Consider the following 23107-nt stretch of genomic DNA (forward strand, 5'->3'; position numbering starts at 1 on the left):
CACGTTGTAAGCTGTTGATATTCCGTCACCGACCTTTGTTTATGCACTTTTTTTGCTGGCTGGCACGAACCCTGCAATCTACATTTACACCGCAAACACTATATTTATTAACATATAAATAACTTTTTATTTACCGTTGAGGTCGCTATGTCTCTGTCAATTACGCGTGAAAATTTTGATGAATGGATGATGCCCGTATACGCTCCGGCTCCTTTTATTCCGGTGCGTGGTGAAGGTTCACGTCTGTGGGATCAGCAGGGTAAAGAGTATATCGATTTCGCGGGAGGCATTGCGGTTAACGCGCTGGGGCACGCCCATCCGGCTTTGCGCGAGGCATTAAACGACCAGGCGAGCAAATTCTGGCACACGGGAAATGGCTACACCAACGAGCCGGTGCTGCGTCTGGCGAAAAAGCTGATTGACGCCACCTTCGCCGAGCGTGTTTTCTTCTGTAATTCTGGCGCGGAGGCAAACGAAGCGGCATTAAAGCTGGCGCGTAAATTTGCTCACGATCGTTTTGGCAGCCAGAAGAGCGGCATCGTGGCGTTTAAAAATGCTTTCCATGGCCGCACGCTGTTCACCGTCAGCGCCGGAGGACAGCCTGCTTATTCACAAGATTTCGCGCCGCTGCCGCCGGATATCCGCCATGCCGTCTACAACGATCTCGACTCAGCCCGCCAACTGATTGATGACACCACCTGTGCGGTCATCGTTGAACCGGTGCAGGGTGAAGGTGGCGTAGTACCGGCAACAAATGAATTCTTACAGGGGCTGCGTGAATTATGCGATCGCCACAATGCGCTGCTGATTTTTGACGAAGTCCAGACCGGAGTAGGCCGTACCGGCGAACTGTATGCCTATATGCACTATGGCGTTACGCCAGATCTGCTGACGACAGCCAAAGCGTTGGGCGGCGGTTTCCCCATCGGTGCGTTATTGGCGACGGCAGACTGTGCCAGCGTGATGACGGTTGGTACGCACGGTACAACATACGGCGGAAACCCGCTGGCCACGGCGGTGGCGGGCAAACTGCTGGAGATTGTTAACACTCCGGATATGCTCAACGGTGTTAAGCAGCGCCACGACTGGTTTGTGGAGCGTATTAACGCCATTAACGAACGTTTTGGACTGTTTAGTGAAATTCGTGGGCTCGGCCTGCTGATCGGCTGCGTACTGAACGCGGAATTTGCCGGGAAAGCGAAACTCATCTCGCAAGAGGCGGCCAATGCCGGAGTGATGGTGCTGATCGCCGGCGCTAACGTGGTGCGCTTTGCGCCAGCGTTAAACGTCAGCGAAGAAGAGGTTGCTAGCGGACTGGATCGTTTTGCGCTGGCCTGCGAACGCATTAAAGCAGGAGGTTCATCATGATGGTGATTCGTCCTATTGAACGCGCTGATATCACCGCGCTGATGCAACTGGCCGGTAAGACCGGCGGTGGGCTGACCTCGTTACCGGCCAATGAAGCCACGCTGATGGCGCGTATCGAGCGATCGCTACAAACCTGGCGCGGTGAGTTGCCGAAAAGTGAGCAAGGCTATGTTTTTGTACTTGAAGACAGCGCCAGTGGAACTGTGGCAGGGATTTGTGCCATCGAAGTGGCGGTGGGGCTTAACGATCCCTGGTACAACTATCGGGTTGGCACGCTGGTGCATGCCTCGAAAGAACTGAACGTATATAACGCGCTGCCGACGCTGTTTCTGAGCAACGATCACACGGGTAGCAGCGAGCTTTGCTCTCTGTTTCTCGATCCCGACTGGCGTAAAGAGGGCAACGGCTATTTGTTGTCTAAGTCGCGCTTTATGTTTATGGCGGCATTTCGTGACCGGTTTAATGAAAAGGTCGTGGCCGAGATGCGCGGCGTAATCGATGAGCATGGTTACTCCCCCTTCTGGGAAAGCCTCGGCAAACGCTTTTTCTCCATGGAATTCAGCCGGGCGGATTTTCTCTGCGGCACCGGACAAAAAGCCTTTATTGCTGAACTGATGCCCAAGCATCCTATTTATACCCATTTCCTGTCTGATGAAGCGCAAAGCGTAATTGGTCAGGTACATCCGCAAACCGCACCAGCGCGAGCGGTGCTGGAGAAAGAAGGATTTCGCTACCGCAATTATGTCGACATTTTCGACGGCGGGCCGACGCTTGAATGCGATATCGACCGGGTACGGGCGATTCGTAAAAGCAGACTGGTGGAGGTGGCGGAAGGTCAGCCTGCAACCGGCGATTACCCGGCCTGTCTGGTCGCCAATGAAAACTATCAAAACTTCCGCGTCATGTTGGTTCGCGCTGACCCGGATACCCAACGTCTGGTACTGACGGCGGCGCAACTGGACGCCCTGAAATGTCACGCGGGCGACCATGTACGTTTTGTGCGTCTTTGTGCAGAGGAGAAAACAGCATGACATTATGGATAAACGGCGACTGGGTGACGGGGCTTGGCGAGCGTCGGGTGAAAACGAATCCGGTAAGCGGTGATGTGCTGTGGCAGGGCAATGACGCCGATGCAACCCAGGTGGCGCAGGCGTGCCGGGCTGCGCGCGCAGCCTTTGCCGGTTGGGCTAAACACCCCTTTAGCGCGCGTCAGGCTATTGTTGAAAAATTTGCCTCATTGCTGGAAAGCAATAAAGCCGAGTTAACGCAGATTATCGCCCGGGAAACCGGCAAACCGCGCTGGGAAGCTGCCACGGAACTGACGGCGATGATCAATAAAATTGCTATCTCCGTGCAAGCTTACCATGCGCGTACCGGGGAGCAGCACAGTGAACTACCGGATGGCGCGGCGACGTTGCGCCATCGACCGCACGGCGTGCTGGCGGTATTTGGCCCGTATAACTTCCCAGGCCATTTGCCCAATGGCCATATTGTTCCGGCTCTGCTGGCAGGCAACACGTTGATTTTCAAGCCCAGCGAGCTGACGCCGTGGACCGGTGAAGCCGTGACAAAACTGTGGCAGCAGGCGGGCTTGCCGCCGGGCGTGCTGAATCTGGTGCAGGGCGGACGCGAAACGGGGCAGGCGCTGAGCGCGTTGGATGATCTGGATGGTCTGCTGTTTACCGGCAGTGCCAATACCGGTTATCAACTGCATCGACAGTTATCCGGCCAGCCGGAAAAAATCCTTGCGCTGGAGATGGGCGGTAACAACCCGCTGATCATTGAGAACCCGGAAGATATAGATGCGGCAGTTCATCTGGCCATTCAATCCGCGTTTGTCACCGCCGGGCAGCGTTGTACCTGCGCCCGTCGCCTGTTGGTTAAAAACGGCGCGCAGGGGGACGCGTTCCTCGCGCGTCTGGTGGAAGTTAGCCAACGTTTAATGCCGGGTCACTGGGATGCAGAACCGCAGCCGTTTTTAGGTGGGCTGATTTCTGAACAGGCCGCACAGCACGTTTATGATGCCTGGCAACGTCTGGCGTCGTTGGGGGGGCACACGCTGCTGGCGCCACGCATGGTGAAAGCCGGCACGTCGCTGCTGACCCCTGGTATTATTGAACTGACCGACGTGCCAAACGTACCCGATGAAGAGGTTTTTGGTCCTCTGCTCGGCGTCTGGCGCTACGACAGCTTTGATGACGCGATTCGTATGGCGAACAACACCCGCTTTGGGTTGTCTTGCGGGCTGGTTTCACCCGATCGCAGCCAGTTTGATCAGCTCCTGCTGGAGGCGCGGGCCGGGATTGTTAACTGGAATAAACCGTTAACCGGCGCGGCAAGCACCGCGCCGTTTGGTGGCGTGGGCGCTTCCGGCAATCATCGCGCCAGCGCGTGGTATGCCGCCGATTATTGCGCCTGGCCGATGGCGAGCCTGGAATCGCCGGCCTTAACTTTGCCGTCGGCGCTCAGCCCCGGTCTGGATTTCTCTCGCGAGGATAAACGATGAAAGCGCGTGAGGTAAATTTCGATGGTCTGGTGGGGCTGACCCATCACTATGCGGGACTGTCATTTGGTAATGAGGCTTCGACCAGCCACCGTTTTCAGGTGTCGAACCCTCGTCTGGCGGCGAAGCAGGGTTTGTTAAAAATGAAAGCGCTGGCGGATGCGGGATTCCCTCAGGCGGTGATCCCGCCTCATGAACGTCCCTATATCCCGGCGCTGCGTCAGCTGGGCTTTTGTGGCAGTGATGAGCAGATTCTGGACAAAGTGGCGCGTCAGGCGCCGCACTGGCTCTCCAGCGCCAACTCCGCATCACCTATGTGGGTGGCGAATGCGGCAACGGTCTGTCCTTCGGCAGATTCACTGGACGGAAAAGTGCATCTGACGGTGGCGAATCTGAATAATAAGTTCCACCGTTCGCTGGAAGCACCGACGACCGAAGCGTTGTTACGCTCGATTTTCCGCGATGAAAGTACCTTTGCGATTCACGGCGCGTTGCCTCAGGTTGCTTTGTTCGGTGATGAAGGGGCGGCAAACCATAACCGACTCGGCGGGGACTATGGCGATCCCGGCGTACAACTGTTTATTTACGGTCGTGAAGAGGGGAACGCGTCACAGCCGAGGCGCTACCCGGCGAGGCAATCCCGTGAAGCCAGTGAAGCCGTAGCCCGACTCAATCAGGTCAATCCACATCAGCTTGTTTTTGCTCAGCAAAACCCGGACGTCATCGATCTTGGCGTGTTTCATAACGATGTGATTGCGGTGTCGAATCGTCAGGTGCTGTTTTGTCATCAGCAGGCGTTTGTCAGACAGCAAGCGTTGTTAGAGCAACTACGCCGTCAGGTGGACGGTTTTACCGCGCTGGAAGTCCCGGCCGCGGAGGTGTCGGTGCAGGATGCGGTAACAACCTATCTGTTTAACAGCCAATTACTGAGTCGTGACGACGGTTCGATGATGCTGGTTTTACCGCAGGAGTGTCGGGAGCATGCGGGCGTGTGGCGATATCTGAGCCGTTTGCTTGCAGATGACAATCCGATCGATGACCTGCGGGTCTTTGATTTGCGCGAAAGCATGTCCAACGGCGGCGGCCCGGCTTGTTTACGCCTGCGAGTGGTGCTTACCCCACAGGAGCTGCAGGCCGTGAATCCGGCGGTTATCATGAACGACACGCTGTTCAATACGCTGAATAACTGGGTCGACCGCTACTATCGCGATCGTCTTATCGCAACGGACCTCGCGGATCCGCAGCTGTTGCGCGAAGGGCGTGAAGCGTTGGATTCACTGACGCAATTGCTCAATCTCGGCTCTGTTTATCCCTTCCAGCAGGAGAGAACGAGCCATGGATAATTTTCTGGCCCTGACGCTCGCGGGTAGCATACCGGAGAAAACGCAGGGCACAATTCACGGTTTTGTCTGGCAATGGCTTGGTCGCGGGGTGCTGGAACTGACACCAACTGCGTCGGTTGAACAGTCGCTGGTGCTTTCTGCGGGGATTCACGGCAATGAAACCGCGCCGGTAGAAATACTTGATTCATTGCTGACCAGACTGTTTAACGGTGAGCTGGCGCTAACATGGCGCCTGCTGGTGATTCTCGGTAATCCGCAGGCGCTGGCTGCGGGGAAACGTTATTGTCATAGCGACCTGAACCGTATGTTTGGTGGCCGGTGGCAGAGTTTTGCCGAGAGTGAAGAAACGCATAGAGCTCATGAGCTTGAGCTGTGTCTGGAAGATTTTTACTCGCGCGCGAAAGAGCCTGTGCGCTGGCATCTGGATCTCCACACCGCGATTCGCGGCTCTCAGCATCTGCGCTTTGGCGTGTTGCCACAACGCAACGTTGCCTGGGACGAAAATTTTCTGGGCTGGCTGGGGGATGCGGGGCTGGAGGCGTTGGTTTTCCATCAGTCCCCAGGCGGCACGTTCACCCATTTTAGCGTTGAACATTTTGGCGCGCTGGCCTGTACGCTGGAGCTGGGTAAAGCGCTGCCGTTCGGGCAAAACGATCTGGCCCAGTTTGCGTGCACGGCAGATGCGATGGTGAAGCTGCTACGGGGCGAGCGAGTGTCTACCGGAGAAACATCCCCGCTGCGCTACCGCGTGGTCTCTCAGATTACGCGGCGGAGCGATGATTTTATTCTCCACATGGATAACCAGACGCTCAACTTTACCCCCTTTACCGAGGGAACGTTACTGGCGCAGGACGGAGATGAACGTTTTATCGTCACCCATGACGTTGAATACGTTCTTTTTCCGAACCCAAACGTGGCCTGTGGTTTACGTGCCGGATTGATGCTCGAAAGGTTTTGATAAATATAACCGCTCTCAGGTTTATTTCTGAGGGCTTATTTTTACGTGCGCTTTAGCTTTATTACGGATTATTCCTGGTAAGTTGCTTTCTTAATAATCACAGCTCAGGTATAGTTCTTCATAATTCTCTCAAAATCATCTGGTTGTAATTTTTCATTTCAACTCTGCGCAATTTATTCTTTTTTTCTCCATAATTGATCAAAGTTTGTTTTTTACACTTTCATTGTTTTACCGTTGCTCTGATTAATTGACGCTTAAGCCGGTAAAGTTAATCTCGTCAACACGACATCACATTGCATAAGAGTCGCATGAATGTCGTAAAAATAACTGAAAGAAAGGATAGAAATTATGCGTAAACTGACTGCTCTGTTTGTTGCCTCTACCCTGGCGCTGGGCGCTGCAAACCTGGCCCATGCTGCTGACACCACAACAGCTGCGCCAGCGGATGCCAAACCAATGATGCATCACAACGGGAAGTTCGCCCCGCATCACGACATGATGTTCAAAGACCTGAACCTGACCGACGCGCAGAAACAGCAGATTCGCGAAATTATGAAAGGTCAGCGCGATCAGATGAAACGTCCGCCGCTGGAAGAACGCCGCGCAATGCACGACATCATCGCCAGCGATAGCTTCGATAAAGCGAAAGCCGAAGCGCAGATTGCGAAGATGGAAGAGCAGCGCAAAGCCAACATGCTGGCGCACATGGAAACCCAGAACAAGATTTACAACATTCTGACGCCGGAACAGAAAAAGCAGTTTAATGCCAATTTTGAGAAGCGTCTGACAGAACGCGCAGCGCAGAAAGGTAAAATGCCGGAAGCTGCTGAGTAAACGCCAGGCGTCTACACTAAATTAGTCATGCTGTGTCGGCGTTCAGTGCCGCACAGTGTGCAACAAACTCAAGACCGCCGCTCTTGTCCACAACACGTTTAACGATGTGGGCAGGATCGGCGGTTTTTTCTTTCTCGCCAGGATGATGCGTTAATCTTTTTTGCAAAATACCGTATTCAGCGCTAAGGCTAACCAACCCTGTTGCCGATAACGATACTCTGCAGGGTAAATATCACAATGATGATTTATGGCTGGCTGTTCACGGCAGGTTGACGTGCTACGCCTTTCTGGAGGGGTGATGGAATATTTCGATATCCGCAAAATGCCGGTCAGTCTGTGGCGCAATGGGGCGGGAGAAACGCGAGAGATTTGCTGTTTTCCGCCAGCAACACGCGATTTTCACTGGCGGGCGAGTATCGCCTCCCTTGCAGCGAACGGAGAGTTTTCTCTTTTCCCGGGCGTAGAACGCGTTATTACCTTGCTGGAAGGAGGTGAAGTGACCCTGGAAGAGGCGAACATGTTCACTCACACCCTGAAACAGCATCAACCTTTTACTTTTGCTGGTGACAAGGTAGTAAAAGCAAAGCTGACGGAAGGACGGATGTCGATGGATTTTAATATCATGACCCGACGAGATGTTTGCCAGGCGAAAGTCAGAGTTGCCGATCGCACTTTTACGACCTTTGGTTCTCGTGGCGGCGTCGTGTTTGTTATCAGTGGCGCCTGGCAATTGGGTGAGAAGCTGCTGACGGCCGATCAGGGCGCGAGCTGGCACGACGGTAAACACACCCTGCGCCTGTTGGAGCGCGAGGGAAAGCTGCTGTTCAGCGAGATTAACTGGATGCCGGGACACTCTCCGGATTCAGTTCAATAATGTCGTATTTACCAGACAAAACAGGCCGACAGAGAATTTTGTAGCCATCATGGTCAAAGCCAGCCGGCATTCTCGCCAGGGTTGTCGCCTCATCCAGCGTTGAAACGGCGCCCAGCCAAAACCAGTTATTGATGATATGGTACTGAGTCATTTCAGCGCGGGTTTCTTGCAGCGCAATGGCATTGCTCCACGGCCAGCAGATGACGCGCACTCTTTCCAGCGCTTCCAGCAGGCGCGAATGATGCGCCTGCGGGCTCTCTTTCCCACAGCACGCTCCGGCGCAGCGCTTTAGCGCTGAGCGAAAGCAGGCGCGCCCTCGACTCAGGGGCTCCAGCCCCAACAGGCCGTAGCACAGTTGCTGTTCATCGGCGATGCTTTGCAATGTTTGTAGCGCGGCACGACGATTGGCAAACAAACCAAACAGATTGGGGGCATGGGAGAAATCAATATCTCGTGCGTAAACAACCTGCACAGTCTGGTCGGTGAGCTGCAGGGCGCAAAGCTGACGATTGCGCCGCAGACGTTTGTTAAACAGAGGCTGTTGCTCTTTGATCAGCCGCGCCTCTAACAGTAGGGCGCCAATTTCTCCAGCCGTACAAATCCAGCTAATGCGTTTGGACTGGCGCAGCATTGCCGCTTCGTCCGTGGTACGCAGGTGCGACAACACGCGGCTGCGAATATTAACACTTTTGCCTATATAAAGCGGCATGGTGTCGCTTTCGCTATGAAACAGATAGACGCCGGGCACAGCGGGAAGCGCACTCAAAAATGGGCGCAGGTGCTCAGGATATTCATAAATTGCTGCTGCCTCTAATGTCAGGCGAGGGGCTGATTGACGGCGTACCACTTTTCACTCCGCTGCTGGTTATCCATCCAGTATAACAGCTGAGGGGCGATTAAAAAAGCGGCATGGCCATGCCCCTTAGGCCGGAGAGCAGCGAGAGGGGCGCTATCCGGCCTGAGGCAGAAAAAATTACGCTTTTTTCCAGAAATCATCAAACACCGTGATGGGTGGGCGACGTTTGTGCTCAGTCTTCACGTACCAACCTTCAATTATTTTCGCGACGTCGGCAGCCAGGGTTTTTCCTTCCAGATAATCGTCGATGTTGTCATAGCTCACGCCCAATGCGGCTTCATCCGGCAGAGAAGGGCGATCGTCTTCAAGATCGGCGGTCGGTGCTTTCTTATATAAATGTTCCGGGCAACCCAGCGCGGCAAGCAGTTGTTTACCCTGGCGCTTGTTCAGGCGGAATATTGGGTTGATGTCAGTACCGCCATCGCCATATTTGGTGAAGAATCCGGTGATGGCTTCTGCTGCATGATCGGTACCCACGACAACGCCGCTGGTCATACCGGCGATGCTGTATTGCGCCTTCATACGTTCACGGGCTTTTTCATTGCCACGCACAAAATCACTCAGCTCAATACCCGCCTCGCGCAGCGCCTGCTCACTGGCCAGCACCGCACCTTTAATATTGACGGTGAGTACGCGGTCCGGTTGTATAAAGGCAATGGCGTCCTGGCAATCCTGTTCGTCAGCCTGAACGCCATATGGTAAACGCACCGCAATAAACTGTAGCGCGTCATTCCCTGTTTCCTGGCGGAGCTCGGAAATGGCCATTTGGCAGAGCTTCCCGGCGAGTGTTGAGTCTTGTCCGCCGCTAATTCCTAACACCAGTGATTTCAGAAAGGGGTAAGTTTGCAGGTATGATTTGAGGAAATCTACGCTGCGACGAATTTCCTCTTCTGCATTAATGTGCGGTTTTGCGCCAAGCGCTTTGATTATCTCTTGCTGCAGAGTCATGCAACCCCCTGTGAAAAATAAAATGATAAAAAATGATATGTTAAAGCTAACGCGTTGAGGCCCAAACGACAAGGGATGCAAGCCTGATATAACATCATTTTGTTTTAATAGAATTTTCCGAAACGGCCTAAGTATCATCTGATTGCTTGAAAAATGTGTTGTTGTGCTCCAGGCTTACATAACACGCTGAAAAACAAGAGGACGAAAAAATGAACAAGAATCTAACAGGAATTCTGGGTGCAGCGGCTGTTTTGACTATGCTGGCGGGGTGTACGGCCTATGATCGTACCAAAGACCAATTTGTTCAGCCCGTAGTGAAGGATGTGAAGAAAGGGATGAGCCGGGCGCAAGTCGCGCAGATTGCCGGTAAGCCTTCTTCAGAAGTAAGCATGATCCATGCGCGCGGGACCTGTCAGACCTACATCCTGGGTCAACGAGATGGTAAAGCTGAAACCTATTTTGTTGCTTTAGACGATACCGGCCATGTGATTAACTCTGGCTACCAGACCTGCGCAGAGTACGACACAGACCCACAGGCAGCGAAGTAGTAACAACTGTTTATTGCCTGAACACTCTGAACAACCGGCCATCGCGCCGGTTTTTTTGTGCCGCACGATCTTATTTATTGCCGCGAATTATTTGCCCGAAATGTGAGGGGGGTCATAACGACAGGTCAAGGAGAGACAATTTAGTTGGTCAAGGAAATACCATCCACCGGTACAATCCCGTATACTCGTTTCAGCCACCTAAAAAAGTAATTTAGCTGACGCAAGTTACCCAGAGCATGGATGCAGGTTATGGCTTGCGGAGTGTCTGGTTGACAGATAATCGCACATGAGGATCGTTTTAATGGAAAAGAAACACATTTATCTGTTTTGTTCTGCGGGCATGTCGACTTCATTGTTGGTTTCGAAGATGCGTGCTCAGGCCGAAAAATACGAAGTGCCGGTTATTATTGAAGCGTTTCCTGAAACGCTGGCTGGAGAAAAAGGCCCTGCGGCCGATGTTGTGTTATTAGGTCCACAAATTGCTTATATGTTGCCCGAAATTCAGCGTTTGTTACCCAACAAGCCTGTGGAAGTGATTGACTCGCTGCTGTATGGCAAAGTCGATGGTTTAGGCGTGCTTAAGGCTGCTGTTGCAGCAATTAAAAAAGCCGCAGCAAATTAATTATTTTATTTTAATTTTTCCCGTCAAAGAGTTATTTCATTAACATTCACCGCAATTATTAATTGCGGTATTTAAGGGTATTTTTCTATGAGTAACGCTATTGCTTCACTTGAAAAGGTACTCCTTCCTTTTGCTGTAAAAATTGGAAAGCAGCCACACGTTAATGCAATCAAAAACGGTTTTATTCGTTTGATGCCGTTAACCCTCGCAGGGGCAATGTTTGTATTAATTAATAACGTTTTCCTGAGCTTTGGGGAGGGGTCGTTTTTTTATTCGATGGGCATTCGACTTGATGCTTCAACTATTGAAACGCTGAATAGTTTGAAGGGCATCGGTGGAAACGTCTATAACGGTACGTTGGGTATCATGTCCTTGATGGCGCCGTTCTTTATCGGTATGGCGCTGGCGGAAGAACGCAAGGTCGACTCACTGGCTGCCGGGTTGTTATCTGTCGCCGCGTTTATGACCGTAACGCCATATAGCGTGGGTGAAGCCTATGCTGTTGGTGCTAACTGGTTGGGTGGTGCCAATATTATTTCCGGTATTATTATCGGCCTGGTGGTCGCGGAAATGTTCACTTTTGTGGTCCATCGTAATTGGGTGATTAAATTACCTGATAGCGTACCAACGTCCGTATCGCGTTCCTTCTCTGCGCTGATTCCTGGCTTCCTTATTCTCTCGATTATGGGGATCATCGCCTGGGCGCTGAACACCTGGGGTACCAACTTCCATCAGATCATTATGGATTCCATTTCAACGCCGCTGGCATCGCTGGGTAGCGTAGTGGGTTGGGCCTATGTGATTTTTGTTCCGCTGCTGTGGTTCTTTGGTATTCACGGTTCTTTGGCGCTGACTGCGTTGGACAGCGGAATCATGACGCCATGGGCGCTGGAAAACATCTCTATCTACCAACAGTTTGGTTCCGTAGACGCCGCGCTGGAAGCCGGTAAGACCTTCCACGTCTGGGCGAAACCGATGCTCGACTCCTATATTTTCCTTGGGGGTAGCGGGGCAACGTTGGGTCTGATTATCGCTATCTTCCTGGCATCGCGTCGTCCAGACTATCGTCAGGTTGCTAAGCTGGCACTGCCGTCAGGTCTCTTCCAGATTAACGAACCTATCCTGTTCGGTCTGCCGATCATCATGAACCCGGTTATGTTTATTCCGTTCATTCTGGTGCAGCCGATTCTGGCGGCGATTACGCTGGCAGCTTACTACTCAGGCATTATTCCACCGATTACCAACATCGCACCGTGGACCATGCCAACCGGTTTGGGCGCGTTCTTTAACACCAACGGTAGCGTCGCCGCTCTGCTGGTCGCGCTGTTCAACCTCGGTATCGCAACGCTGGTTTACCTGCCGTTCGTGGTGGTAGCCAACAAAGCTCAGAACGTTATTGATCAAGAAGAAAGCGAAGAAGATATCGCTAACGCATTGAAATTCTAAATTTAATCCGGCATGGCTTCACCGTCATGCCGGACTGAACCAGAGGAAAAAAGTATGTTGGATATCGAGAATATCGTCGACACGCAGTCAGAAGCAGAAGAACTTGAAGAAGTGGTGATGGGGCTCATCATCAATTCGGGTCAGGCGCGTAGCCTGGCATACGGCGCGCTCAAAATGGCCAAGCAGGGTGATTTTGAAGCAGCGAAGACCATGATGGATCAGTCTCGCCTGGCGTTGAACGAAGCGCACCTCGTGCAAACGAAATTGATTGAAGGCGATCAGGGCGAAGGTAAAATGAAAGTCAGCCTGGTGCTGGTCCACGCACAGGATCACCTGATGACGTCGATGCTGGCGCGCGAGCTGGTCACTGAACTGATTGAACTTCACGAGAAGCTGAAATAGCGAGGAGTGCACAATGCAGCTACAGATTAACGCACCGGAAATCAAAACCGTCTATGAACAGCAACTGTTTAATGGCAAAAATTTCCATGTGTTCATCTATAACAAAACTGAGAGCATCAGTGGGCTGCATCAACATGACTACTATGAATTTACGCTGGTTTTAACCGGACGCTATTATCAGGAAATCAACGGTAAACGCGTATTGCTTGAGCGCGGGGACTTTGTTTTTATCCCGTTGGGATCGCATCACCAGAGTTTCTATGATTTCGGTGCGACAAGGATCCTCAACGTCGGTATCAGTAAACGTTTTTTTGAACAGCACTACCACCCGCTGCTGCCATTTTGTTTCGTTGCATCGCAGGTCTATCGGGCGAATAACTCGTTTCTTACCTACATTGAAACGGTTATTGCATCACTGAACTTTCGTGAGAGCGGACTCGATGAATTTGTAGAAGTGGTCACCTTCTATATTATTAATCGACTGCGCCATCATCGCGAAGAGCAGGTGCTGGATGATATTCCTCAGTGGCTTAAAACCACCGTCGAGACCATGCACGACAAACGGCAGTTTAGCGAGAATGCGCTGGAAAATATGGTACACCTGTCCGCGAAATCCCAGGAGTATCTGACCCGCGCAACCCAGCGTTATTACAGTAAAACGCCGATGCAGATCATTAATGAAATTCGCATTAATTTTGCTAAAAAACAGCTGGAAATGACTAACTATTCTGTAACGGATATTGCTTATGAGTCTGGTTACAGTAGTCCAAGTTTGTTTATTAAAACGTTTAAAAAACTGACGTCGTTTACGCCAAATAGCTATCGTAAGAAATTAACTGAATTTAATCAGTAGATATTATTTTCCAATAACTCATTTTTTATAGCTTGCCCTAAATAGCGTCGGGACAGCCACGCTATACCTGACAAACGGGTTGAGCATAATACATGTCAGTGTTTTGACACTGAAGGGAGAACGTATGAGCCAGAAATTAAAAGTCGTCACTATCGGTGGCGGGAGCAGCTACACCCCTGAATTACTTGAAGGCTTTATTAAGCGCTATCACGAATTACCGGTTTCTGAATTGTGGCTGGTTGATGTAGAGGGTGGTAAAGAGAAGCTGGATATTATTTTTGACCTTTGCCAGCGGATGATCGACAAAGCGGGCGTTCCGATGAAGTTGTATAAAACGCTGGATCGCCGCGAAGCACTGAAAGATGCGGATTTCGTTACCACTCAGCTGCGTGTCGGGCAACTTAAAGCCCGTGAGAAGGATGAGCGTATCCCGCTGAGCCACGGTTATCTGGGACAGGAAACTAACGGTGCGGGCGGTCTGTTCAAAGGTTTGCGTACCATTCCGGTTATTTTTGACATTGTGAAAGATGTGGAAGAACTGTGCCCGAATGCGTGGGTGATTAACTTTACTAACCCGGCCGGGATGGTGACTGAAGCGGTCTATCGCCATACGAATTTCAAGAAATTCATCGGCGTGTGTAATATTCCCGTCGGCATGAAAATGTTCATTAGCGATGTGCTGGCGCTCAAAGAGAGCGATGATTTATCTATCGATCTGTTCGGTCTGAACCATATGGTCTTTATCAAAGACGTACTGGTGAACGGCGTGTCACGTTTTGATGAGCTGCTGGATGGCGTCGCATCGGGCGAATTGAAAGCGTCTACCGTGAAGAACATCTTTGACCTGCCGTTTAGTGAAGGACTGATTCGTTCGCTGAAACTGCTGCCGTGCTCTTATTTGCTCTACTACTTCAAGCCAAAAGAGATGCTGGCGATTGAAATGGGTGAATACTATAAAGGCGGGGCACGCGCTCAGGTGGTACAGAAAGTTGAGAAACAACTTTTTGATCTCTATAAAAATCCTGAGCTGAACGTTAAGCCGAAGGAGCTGGAGCAGCGCGGTGGCGCTTATTACTCTGATGCAGCCTGTGAAGTGATCAACGCTATCTACAACGACAAGCAGACCGAACACTATGTCAACATTCCACACCATGGGCATGTCGATAACATTCCTGCGGACTGGGCGGTAGAAATGACCTGCACGTTGGGACGCAACGGCGCCACGCCACACCCACGTATTACTCATTTTGATGAGAAAGTCCTTGGTCTTATCTATACCATTAAAGGTTTTGAAGTGGCAGCGAGCAACGCGGCACTGAGCGGCGAGCTAAATGACGTGCTGCTGGCACTGAACCTGAGCCCGCTGGTGCATTCTGACCGCGATGCTGAAGTCCTGGCGCGTGAATTGATTCTGGCGCATGAACAATGGCTGCCAAATTTCGCCGGGTGCATTGAGAAACTGAAAAGCGAACAACACTAACTGAGGTCGGCTATGGAACGCGTACTGATTGTAAATGCGGATGATTTTGGCCTGAGTAAAGGACAAAACTACGGCATTGTTGAAGCCTGCCGCAATGGCGTGGTCACCTCGACGACGGCGTTGGTGAATGGCGCGGCGATTGACCATGCGGTACAGCTGAGTCGTGACATACCTGCACTTGCCGTCGGGATGCACTTTGTTCTGACGCTGGGCAGACCGTTGACGCCTATGCCGGGCCTTACACGTGACGGATTGCTGGGGAAATGGATCTGGCAGATGGCAGAGGAAGATGCTTTGCCGCTGGATGAAATTTCGCAAGAGCTGGCCGCACAGTATCAGCGTTTTATAGACCTGTTTGGGCGGGAACCGACGCATCTGGATAGTCATCACCATGTGCATATGTTCCCGCAGATTTTCCCCATTGTCGCAAGCTTTGCAGCCGAACGAGGGATTGCGTTGCGTATCGATCGTCAGGCGGTGTTCCAGGCGTCTGATTTACCCGACCGGTTGCGTACTTCCCAGGGATTCAGCAGCGAGTTTTATGGTGAAGCGATTTCTGAGGCGCTGTTTTTACAAACGCTGGACGCCTCAGCAGACCGGGGAGAGTCCTCACTGGAAGTTATGTGTCATCCAGCCTTTATTGATGACACTATTCGTCAAAGTGCCTACTGTTACCCCCGCTTAACTGAGCTTGACGTACTGACGTCTTCGTCACTGAAATATGCTATTGCGGAGCGCGGTTATCGTCTTGGCAGTTTTCTGAACGTGTAATTCCTGAGTTTGCGGCGCAATTATGCGCCGCATTTTTTAGGCAGGGATCGCGTCGATTTTTCCGGCCCGCGACCAGACACGATGCGCAGTCATCAGTGTCAGCAAGGTATCCATAAACTGTGCGTCTGCACTGTCCGCTTCTACCACGCCTTCCTCACTCTGATTTGTGATATTCAATGCAGCTTTAAGCTGGCGAGCATCTCCAGCCAGGGCGATAGGTTTCAGGTGTTTATACGCTTCGAGTAAGTAATATTTAGCATCTCCATTCATGGCGATATCCGCGATATTCCCACCCGGAACGATAACCGCATCAACCGTCAGCGACGGCGAGCCGGCAAAGGTGCCCGCGATCGTCAGGACGGAGCCATCGTCGGCAACCACATTACCCATTCTGGAATAGAGCAACCTGGCATGAACGCCTTTCGCCTGCAGGGCCTGCATAATGGTGAGCAGATCGTCCGCCTTTATCTGATCATTGAGCAGAATGGCGACCACGCGGCCTTTGATATCGCCTTTTGATCCCGCATATAGACTAAGCGAAGGCGCATTGGTTAATCCGTTGACATCCGGCGGAGGGGAAATCTGGGTTTGCTGTTCGGTCAGCTCAAAACCGAGGTTGCTGGCCACGGACTGCGCCAGCGTAGTATCAATATGCGCCAGATGATCGACCACTCTTTCGCGAATATAAGGCCGGGTCACCTTACTGAGTTCGAAACTGAATCCGCCAATAATATGCTGTTGCTCTATTGGCGTCTGGCTTAGCCAGAACAGGCGAGGGTGGGCATAGTATTCACCGAAAGAGGGGCTACGCTCACGAATTTTATTCCCGTCAATGCGCTCCTGATATGACTCAAATCCACCACGTTTTGGCCCAGGCGGCGTTTCTCGTGGCCAGTTGTCATTGATGGAGTTAGGTTCATAGTTGGCGGGATTGGTATCAATATCCATGCGATGCATACCGTCGCGCTGGAAGTTATGATAAGGGCAAGTAGGACGATTGATCGGGATTTCATGGAAGTTGGGCCCACCCAGGCGACTGATCTGTGTGTCCGTATACGAGAACAGTCTGCCCTGTAACAGAGGATCATTGGTAAAATCGATGCCCGGAACGATGTGACCGGGATGAAATGCCGCCTGTTCGTTTTCCGCGAAGAAATTGTCTGGGTTGCGGTTTAGTACCATTTTACCGACGCGCTGAACCGGAACCAGCTCTTCCGGGATGAGTTTGGTCGGATCGAGCAGGTCAAAATCGAATTTAAACTCATCTTCCTCCGGGATTAACTGCAGGCCAAGTTCGTATTCCGGGTAATCACCAGCTTCAATTGCCTCCCACAGATCGCGGCGATGGAAATCAGGATCGCGTCCCGTCAGTTTCTGTGCTTCATCCCATACCAGAGAAGCTTTGCCAGCCAGCGGTTTCCAGTGGAAGCGGACGAAAGTGGCTTTCCCCTGCGCATTAATCAGCCGAAAAGTATGGATACCGAAACCTTCCATCGTGCGATAACTGCGTGGGATCCCCCGGTCAGACATCGCCCACATCACGTTGTGCAGGGTTTCAGGTTGCAACGAGACATAATCCCAGAAGGTATCATGTGCGCTTTGGCCCTGCGGGATAGCCCAATGTGGCTCCGGTTTTACGGCATGGACGAAATCCGGGAATTTATGTGCATCCTGAATAAAAAAGATCGGCGTGTTATTTCCTACCAGATCAAAGATGCCCTCTTCGGTATAAAATTTTGTCGCAAATCCCCGAATATCTCTGACCGTATCTGCTGAGCCCGCGCCGCCCTGGACAGTTGAGAAACGGACAAAAACGGGTGTTATCTTGTTTTCTTCGGATAAGAAATCGGCTTTTGTCGTTGCGCTTAAATCGGTATAAGACTGAAAGTAACCGTGCGCGGCTGACCCTCGGGCGTGAACGATACGTTCTGGTATACGTTCGTGATCGAAATGGGTGATTTTTTCTCGCAGGATAAAATCTTCCAGTAATGTTGGCCCGCGATTACCGGCGCGCAGCGAGTTTTGATCGTCCGCAATGCGTACGCCCTGATTGGTGGTCAGGGCAAAATCTTCGCTTCCTTTGCGAAAACTGTCCAGCGCGTTGAGTTTGTCACTTCTGATGTCAGGTGCTTTTAAGCTGCCGGACGTTGTAGGTTGCATGCCCGGAGGCGTCGGTTCAGGCGTTGGACGATGTGAACCGTCTGCTGGCGCCAGAGAATCAAGACCAGGTTTGGACTCGCTGGCGTCATGAACCGGCGCAGTGTGATGGAGCGGATGCTTATCTTTCTGTGACATTAAACTCGTCTCCTGTATTCATCGCTGAAAGGGTCGTTGTTGCTGTCAAAAGCTTTAACTATAGACCACTCATTCAGCCCTGCAGGAATATACGAGGAGGTAAAGCGCGATGAGGCAGACAAACCGCGCACGCAAGGCAGGACGCAGGAGGGGAAAATCGGCTAAGATAGCAGTTTTCTGATTTTTAGAATTTGTCTTTAGTGAAACAACTGATTATGAAACCTCTTCGCCAGCAAAATCGTCCGGTTATTAGCTACGTGCCACGCGTGGAGCCTGCTCCGCCAGAGCATGCGGTTAAAATGGATGCGTTTCGTGACGTATGGATACTGCGCGGGAAATATGTCGCTTTTGTCTTAATGGGGGAGTCGTTTCAGCGTTCGCCTGCATTTACTGTTCCGGAATCAGCGCAACGCTGGGCTAATCAGATTCGTCAGGAAAATGAACTGAGCGATTGACTGGATATAAAAAACCGCCGGGGCATTACACGCCGGCGGTTTTTTGTTTTTCAGCAAACAGGCTTAGCGATGCGCCAGTTCCGCGTTATCGTCACTGTCCAGAATCGTTTTATCGGTCTGCTTCAGCCATTGGCTGGTCAGCGTACCGGCAGTCATGGAGCCGCTGACGTTCAGCGCAGTACGACCCATATCAATCAGTGGTTCAACGGAGATCAGCAGAGCAACCAGCGTCACCGGCAGACCCATGGCAGGCAGAACGATCAGCGCAGCAAAGGTCGCGCCGCCACCCACACCCGCAACGCCTGCGGAACTCACTGTCACGATACCTACCAGCGTGGCAATCCACATTGGATCCAGCGGGTTAATACCGACGGTCGGGGCGACCATCACCGCCAGCATGGCCGGGTACAGGCCAGCACAACCGTTCTGACCAATCGTGGCGCCAAATGAGGCGGCAAAACTGGCAATGGATTCAGGTACGCCCAGACGACGGGTTTGTGCTTCCACGTTCAGCGGGATAGACGCGGCGCTGGAACGGCTGGTGAAGGCGAAAGTCAGCACCGGCCAGACTTTACGGAAGTATTTCAGCGGGCTAACGCCGTTCACACCCAGCAGGATCCCGTGTACCACAAACATAATACCCAGACCGAGATACGAAGCGACGACGAAGCTACCCAGCTTGATGATGTCCTGCAGGTTGGAGCCTGCAACCACTTTAGTCATCAGCGCCAGAACACCGTACGGCGTTAATTGCATGACCAGACGAACCAACTTCATCACCCAGCTTTGCAGGGTATCGATAGCGACCAGAACGCGCTCGCCTTTTGGTGCGTCATCTTTCAGCAGTTTCAGTGCGGCTACACCGAGGAATGCTGCGAAGATAACTACGCTGATAATCGACGTCGGGTTCGCTCCGGTCAGATCGGCAAACGGGTTTTTCGGGATGAACGACAGCACCAGTTGCGGAACGCTGAGGTCGGCAACTTTACCAACATAATTGGTTTCGATGGCGTTCAGGCGAGCGGTTTCAGCCCCACCTTGTACCAGACCTTCGGCGGTCAGGCCGAACAGGTTGGTCACCAGAACACCTACCAGTGCGGCAATCAGCGTGGTAAACAGCAGCGTGCCGATCGTCAGGAAGCTAATTTTACCTAACTGAGAGGCGTTGTGCAGACGCGCAACGGCACTGAGTATAGAGGCAAAGACCAGCGGCATAACAATCATTTGCAGCAACTGGACATAACCGTTGCCGACAATGTTGAACCACTGTACGGAATCTTTAAGAACCTGGCTGTCGGAGCCATAAATGGTGTGCAGCGCGAGGCCGAACACCACACCCATGACCAGACCGACCAGTACTTTTTTTGCCAGACTCCACTGTTTGTGACGGGCTTGCGCCAGCACGAACAGCAGCACTACGAACACGATAATGTTCGCGATTAATGGAAAGTTCATCCCCGTTCTCCTGATCTTATTATGCGGATCACCGTACGATGGTGATTCTGTTGGCGCAAGATTAGCAGAACTGTGACATGCCTCTTATATTCAAATGGAATTGTTTATGCCAAAAATGACATTTCGGCTGATTTATTAGTCAACCTGGTGCGTTATGAAACGATTAAACTGCATTTGTAGCGTATTTATCATTTGCGATGACCAGCGTACTGCACTGTTTTCTTGTACGGTCTGCGGCATCCAGATGGCCCAGGCAAACAGCGCCATACACAGGAATCGCTCCAGTTGATTCCCTTTTTGCGGCACAAGGATCGGCAGGCGAAAACGCCAGCGGCAGGGCCAAAGCAGGGGCACGCCCGCCGGGGTCAGCATATCGGCCAGAATATGGCTGAGATAACCGAGAACCATGCCTTGTAAGGCATCGGCCGGAATTATCCAGGTATCAGGAACTTTCAGGTAAAACGTGGCCAGCAGGGCAAAGACTGCCAGCAGGCTATGCGTAAACCCGCGATGGCCAAATGCGCGGGCAATGGGTTTTGATATCCACTTCAGACGCTGGCCGAGCAGGGATTTTGGATGATCGATATCCGGTAGCAGACATGTCAAAATGGCTGAAGGGACAATATGCCACCAGTCACCCTGTGCAAGAACGGGCGTTAGCTCGGCATTCTTGGCAAATACCGCACAGGAAATAGAAAAAAGAAGGTGGCCTTCCGCCGTCATGATAAAACCCAATAAACTGTCGATTCATACAGTATAGGGGTTTTATACAGTAGGCGGAAGAGGTGACGTTGTAACCCTTTGTCACAAGTGCGCCTTTACCGCGCCAGCCAACCACCGTCCACGGCCAGCGTATAACCATGAATATAGTCAGAGGCTGAACTTGCGAGGAAAACGACCGGGCCTTTCAGATCGTCAGGCTTTCCCCAGCGTCCGGCTGGAATACGATCGATAATCTCCTGATTGCGCTCGCTGTCTTCACGTAGTTGCTGCGTGTTATTGGTCGCCATATAGCCGGGCGCAATAGCGTTGACATTAATACCTTGCGCAGCCCATTCATTGGCCAGCAGGCGGGTGATACCCAGTACACCGCTTTTAGATGCGGTATAGGAAGGAACGCGGATCCCGCCCTGAAATGAGAGCATTGAGGCAATATTAATTATTTTCCCACCGTTACCCTGCGCCACAAACTGGCGCGCCACGGCCTGCGACAGAAAGAACACGGACTTGAGATTCAGGTTCATCACGTCATCCCAGTCTTTTTCGCTGAAGTCCAGCGCATCCTGGCGACGTATGGTGCCCGCATTATTGACCAGAATATCGATCCGACCAAATGCCGCCACCGTTTGTGTCACGATGCCGGAGAGTACGTCCTGTTGGCTGAGATCGGCCTGAATCGCCATAAAACGTCGACCGAGCGCGTTAATTTTCTCTGCGGTTTCATGCGGAGTTTTACGATTCACGCCGACCACATCACAGCCAGCTTCAGCCAGCGCGAGTGCCATACCTTGTCCAAGGCCGGTATCACATCCGGTGACGATGGCGACTTTACCTGCGAGACGAAAAGCATCCTGAATCATATTCACCTCAATTATTCATTCCATTCACACTTTACCATGCGGAAAGAATAGGAGAGGCTGAGCAGAAATACAATAAAAATGAAACGCTGTTTTAAAAAAACAATCTCACGGGCAATGATTCGCATTGCCCGTGAGAGGATTAGCCGCGCAGATGAACGGCTGTAAGTTCGGTGAGCGAGGACAGTTTTACGTCGGCCAGTACATAGCGAGGATCGTCCTGATTTTCATGTGCAGGCACCACGATAGAGCGCATGCGAGCCGCTTTCGAGGCGATCATGCCGTTGACTGAATCTTCCAGGGCAACGCAACTCAAAGGATCAATGCCCAGTTTCGCTGCGCAATCAAGATACACCTGTGGGTGCGGTTTACTGTAGGGCAGTTTCTCCGCGGAGGCCAGCGCATCGAAGCTGTCGCGCAGATCAAACATGGTCAGCACTTTTTCCAGCATATGCAACGGTGATGCGGATGCCAGCCCGACCAAAAGTCCCTGCGATTTGCACAACGCCACGGCTTCACATACGCCAGGCAGCAGCGGTCTTGTTTCTTCAACTAATGCAATAGCCCGCGTGATGATACGTTCAGTCACTTCCTGACGTGTGGGGCCATTCCACGGTTGCTGCGCAAACCACAAATCAACCACCATGTCGATGCGTAAGCCAAGGGTATCGGGAAGTTCATGGCGGCGAGTGATATCAACGCCTAAACTTGCCATCACATCCAGTTCGGCCTGATCCCAGAGCGGTTCTGAATCGACCAGTAATCCATCCATATCGAAAATTGCAGCAAGAATTTGACGCGGGGTTGACATCACAACCTCTCCTTTAGGGTGATAAAAGGGATTTCGAGCCAGTCATAACAGGCTCTGAGCGTTCATTATGGCTAATTCTCTATTATACCGCCTTTAAAGATCAGGCGAAAACGGTTATCAACGGGTAAACTTAGGCCAAAATGACACGTCTTTATCAAGGGGAACTCATGACGTATCAACAAGCTGGACGCATTGCCGTCTTGAAAAGGCTGGTGGGATGGGTGATTTTCATTCCCGCGCTGATTTCAACACTGGTTTCTGTACTGAAGTTTATGTATGCGCACAGCGAAAAGCAGGAGGGGATTAATGCGGTAATGCTCGATTTTGCCCACGTAATGATCGACATGATGCGGGTGAACACCCCCTTTCTTAACGTATTTTGGTATAACTCGCCGACTCCCGATTTTCAAAGTGGACTCAATCTCGTTTTTTGGCTGATTTTCATCCTGATTTTTATCGGCTTAGCGTTGCAGGATTCAGGTGCAAGAATGAGCCGTCAGGCGCGTTTTTTACGCGAAGGCGTTGAGGACCAGCTGATTCTGGAACAGGCAAAAGGCAGTGAAGGGTTATCACGTGGACAAATCGAGTCACGTATCGTGGTGCCGCACCATACGATCTTTTTACAAATTTTCCCGCTGTATATATTGCCGGTGATTGTTATCGTCATCGGCTACTTCTTCTTCTCATTGCTGGGCTTTTTGTAAGCGT

General features: G+C 51.7%; 24 protein-coding genes. 16 read left to right on the forward strand and 8 right to left on the reverse strand.

The annotated features are described in order from the left end of the window. Positions 1 to 147: 147 nt before the first annotated feature. The 6 genes from FDX04_RS08995 to spy all read left to right on the forward strand — a co-directional run bounded on the left by FDX04_RS08995 (position 148) and on the right by spy (position 7006). Positions 148 to 1368: an aspartate aminotransferase family protein gene (locus FDX04_RS08995; RefSeq protein WP_079224492.1), complete on the forward strand. Its 1221-nt coding sequence runs from the start codon at positions 148 to 150 to the stop codon at positions 1366 to 1368. Next, positions 1365 to 2399: an arginine N-succinyltransferase gene (astA, locus tag FDX04_RS09000; protein WP_079224490.1), complete on the forward strand. Its 1035-nt coding sequence runs from the start codon at positions 1365 to 1367 to the stop codon at positions 2397 to 2399. Before FDX04_RS08995 ends, astA begins: the two co-directional genes overlap by 4 nt. Further along, positions 2396 to 3874 (forward strand): succinylglutamate-semialdehyde dehydrogenase, encoded by a 1479-nt coding sequence (gene astD / locus FDX04_RS09005; protein WP_137370819.1) that lies wholly within the window; start codon positions 2396 to 2398, stop codon positions 3872 to 3874. The genes astA and astD overlap by 4 nt, the downstream gene beginning before the upstream one ends. Beyond that, the gene (gene astB, locus FDX04_RS09010) at positions 3871 to 5214 is read left to right on the forward strand and encodes an N-succinylarginine dihydrolase (protein ID WP_137370820.1); all 1344 of its coding nucleotides are present in this window, start codon (positions 3871 to 3873) and stop codon (positions 5212 to 5214) included. Before astD ends, astB begins: the two co-directional genes overlap by 4 nt. Beyond that, positions 5207 to 6172: a succinylglutamate desuccinylase gene (gene astE, locus FDX04_RS09015; protein ID WP_137370821.1), complete on the forward strand. Its 966-nt coding sequence runs from the start codon at positions 5207 to 5209 to the stop codon at positions 6170 to 6172. The genes astB and astE overlap by 8 nt, the downstream gene beginning before the upstream one ends. Before the next feature lie 348 nt (positions 6173 to 6520). Next, entirely contained in the window at positions 6521 to 7006 is a 486-nt protein-coding gene (gene spy / locus FDX04_RS09020) for an ATP-independent periplasmic protein-refolding chaperone Spy (RefSeq protein WP_003832537.1), read from the forward strand. Between the two features lie 25 nt (positions 7007 to 7031). Here the strand turns inward: spy and FDX04_RS24160 are convergent, their stop codons facing one another. Further along, the gene (locus FDX04_RS24160) at positions 7032 to 7172 is read right to left on the reverse strand and encodes a hypothetical protein (RefSeq protein ID WP_154050572.1); all 141 of its coding nucleotides are present in this window, start codon (positions 7170 to 7172) and stop codon (positions 7032 to 7034) included. 132 nt (positions 7173 to 7304) lie between these two features. On the opposite strand from FDX04_RS24160, the gene ves reads away from it, so the two are divergent. Beyond that, the gene (ves, locus tag FDX04_RS09025) at positions 7305 to 7880 is read left to right on the forward strand and encodes an environmental stress-induced protein Ves (protein ID WP_061381460.1); all 576 of its coding nucleotides are present in this window, start codon (positions 7305 to 7307) and stop codon (positions 7878 to 7880) included. Here the strand turns inward: ves and cho are convergent. Together cho and nadE are read right to left on the reverse strand one after the other, a co-directional pair. After that, complete coding sequence (gene cho / locus FDX04_RS09030) at positions 7840 to 8727, reverse strand: excinuclease Cho (RefSeq protein WP_137370822.1); 888 nt, start codon at positions 8725 to 8727, stop codon at positions 7840 to 7842. The genes ves and cho overlap by 41 nt on opposite strands. 126 nt (positions 8728 to 8853) lie before the next feature. Continuing rightward, entirely contained in the window at positions 8854 to 9684 is an 831-nt protein-coding gene (gene nadE, locus FDX04_RS09035; protein WP_042308840.1) for an ammonia-dependent NAD(+) synthetase, read from the reverse strand. Between the two features lie 209 nt (positions 9685 to 9893). Between nadE and osmE the strand changes: the two genes are divergently transcribed. From osmE to chbG, 7 genes are all read left to right on the forward strand, one after another. Then, entirely contained in the window at positions 9894 to 10232 is a 339-nt protein-coding gene (osmE, locus tag FDX04_RS09040) for an osmotically-inducible lipoprotein OsmE (RefSeq protein WP_006684842.1), read from the forward strand. 301 nt (positions 10233 to 10533) lie between these two features. Next, positions 10534 to 10854, forward strand: coding sequence for a PTS N,N'-diacetylchitobiose transporter subunit IIB (gene chbB / locus FDX04_RS09050; RefSeq protein WP_003030620.1), 321 nt, complete (start codon positions 10534 to 10536; stop codon positions 10852 to 10854). Positions 10855 to 10941: 87 nt separating this feature from the next. Then, a complete protein-coding gene (gene chbC / locus FDX04_RS09055) occupies positions 10942 to 12300 on the forward strand; it encodes a PTS N,N'-diacetylchitobiose transporter subunit IIC (RefSeq protein ID WP_006684840.1) in 1359 nt (452 codons plus the stop codon). A gap of 54 nt (positions 12301 to 12354) precedes the next feature. Further along, positions 12355 to 12702: a PTS N,N'-diacetylchitobiose transporter subunit IIA gene (gene chbA / locus FDX04_RS09060; RefSeq protein WP_038640158.1), complete on the forward strand. Its 348-nt coding sequence runs from the start codon at positions 12355 to 12357 to the stop codon at positions 12700 to 12702. Positions 12703 to 12715: 13 nt separating this feature from the next. Next, entirely contained in the window at positions 12716 to 13555 is an 840-nt protein-coding gene (gene chbR, locus FDX04_RS09065) for a transcriptional regulator ChbR (protein ID WP_003030617.1), read from the forward strand. 124 nt (positions 13556 to 13679) lie between these two features. Then, positions 13680 to 15035 carry a 6-phospho-beta-glucosidase gene (locus FDX04_RS09070; protein ID WP_038640160.1) on the forward strand — a complete coding sequence of 452 codons (1356 nt, stop codon included), beginning with the start codon at positions 13680 to 13682 and terminating at the stop codon, positions 15033 to 15035. Positions 15036 to 15047: 12 nt separating this feature from the next. Beyond that, complete coding sequence (gene chbG / locus FDX04_RS09075) at positions 15048 to 15806, forward strand: chitin disaccharide deacetylase (RefSeq protein WP_042308835.1); 759 nt, start codon at positions 15048 to 15050, stop codon at positions 15804 to 15806. Between the two features lie 36 nt (positions 15807 to 15842). Here the strand turns inward: chbG and katE are convergent, their stop codons facing one another. Further along, positions 15843 to 18101: a catalase HPII gene (katE, locus tag FDX04_RS09080; RefSeq protein WP_137360006.1), complete on the reverse strand. Its 2259-nt coding sequence runs from the start codon at positions 18099 to 18101 to the stop codon at positions 15843 to 15845. A 191-nt stretch (positions 18102 to 18292) separates the two neighbouring features. Here katE and cedA point away from each other — a divergent pair, with 191 nt between their 5' ends. Then, on the forward strand, positions 18293 to 18556 hold the full coding sequence (gene cedA, locus FDX04_RS09085) for a cell division activator CedA (RefSeq protein ID WP_071600734.1): 264 nt from the start codon (positions 18293 to 18295) through the stop codon (positions 18554 to 18556). Positions 18557 to 18619: 63 nt separating this feature from the next. Here the strand turns inward: cedA and tcyP are convergent, their stop codons facing one another. From tcyP to hxpB, 4 genes are all read right to left on the reverse strand, one after another. Next, positions 18620 to 20011, reverse strand: a complete 1392-nt coding sequence (tcyP, locus tag FDX04_RS09090; protein ID WP_006684833.1) for a cystine/sulfocysteine:cation symporter — start codon at positions 20009 to 20011, stop codon at positions 18620 to 18622. 135 nt (positions 20012 to 20146) lie between these two features. Then, the gene (locus FDX04_RS09095) at positions 20147 to 20746 is read right to left on the reverse strand and encodes a metal-dependent hydrolase (protein WP_137370823.1); all 600 of its coding nucleotides are present in this window, start codon (positions 20744 to 20746) and stop codon (positions 20147 to 20149) included. An 83-nt stretch (positions 20747 to 20829) separates the two neighbouring features. After that, complete coding sequence (gene kduD / locus FDX04_RS09100) at positions 20830 to 21591, reverse strand: 2-dehydro-3-deoxy-D-gluconate 5-dehydrogenase KduD (protein WP_137360008.1); 762 nt, start codon at positions 21589 to 21591, stop codon at positions 20830 to 20832. A gap of 139 nt (positions 21592 to 21730) precedes the next feature. Further along, positions 21731 to 22399, reverse strand: coding sequence for a hexitol phosphatase HxpB (gene hxpB, locus FDX04_RS09105; RefSeq protein ID WP_137370824.1), 669 nt, complete (start codon positions 22397 to 22399; stop codon positions 21731 to 21733). Positions 22400 to 22566: 167 nt separating this feature from the next. On the opposite strand from hxpB, the gene FDX04_RS09110 reads away from it, so the two are divergent. Then, positions 22567 to 23103 (forward strand): YniB family protein, encoded by a 537-nt coding sequence (locus FDX04_RS09110; RefSeq protein WP_042308823.1) that lies wholly within the window; start codon positions 22567 to 22569, stop codon positions 23101 to 23103. The last annotated feature ends 4 nt before the right edge of the window (positions 23104 to 23107 follow it).

It is taken from the genome of Citrobacter sp. wls615 (genome assembly GCF_005281355.1).
Lineage (GTDB): Bacteria > Pseudomonadota > Gammaproteobacteria > Enterobacterales > Enterobacteriaceae > Citrobacter > Citrobacter werkmanii.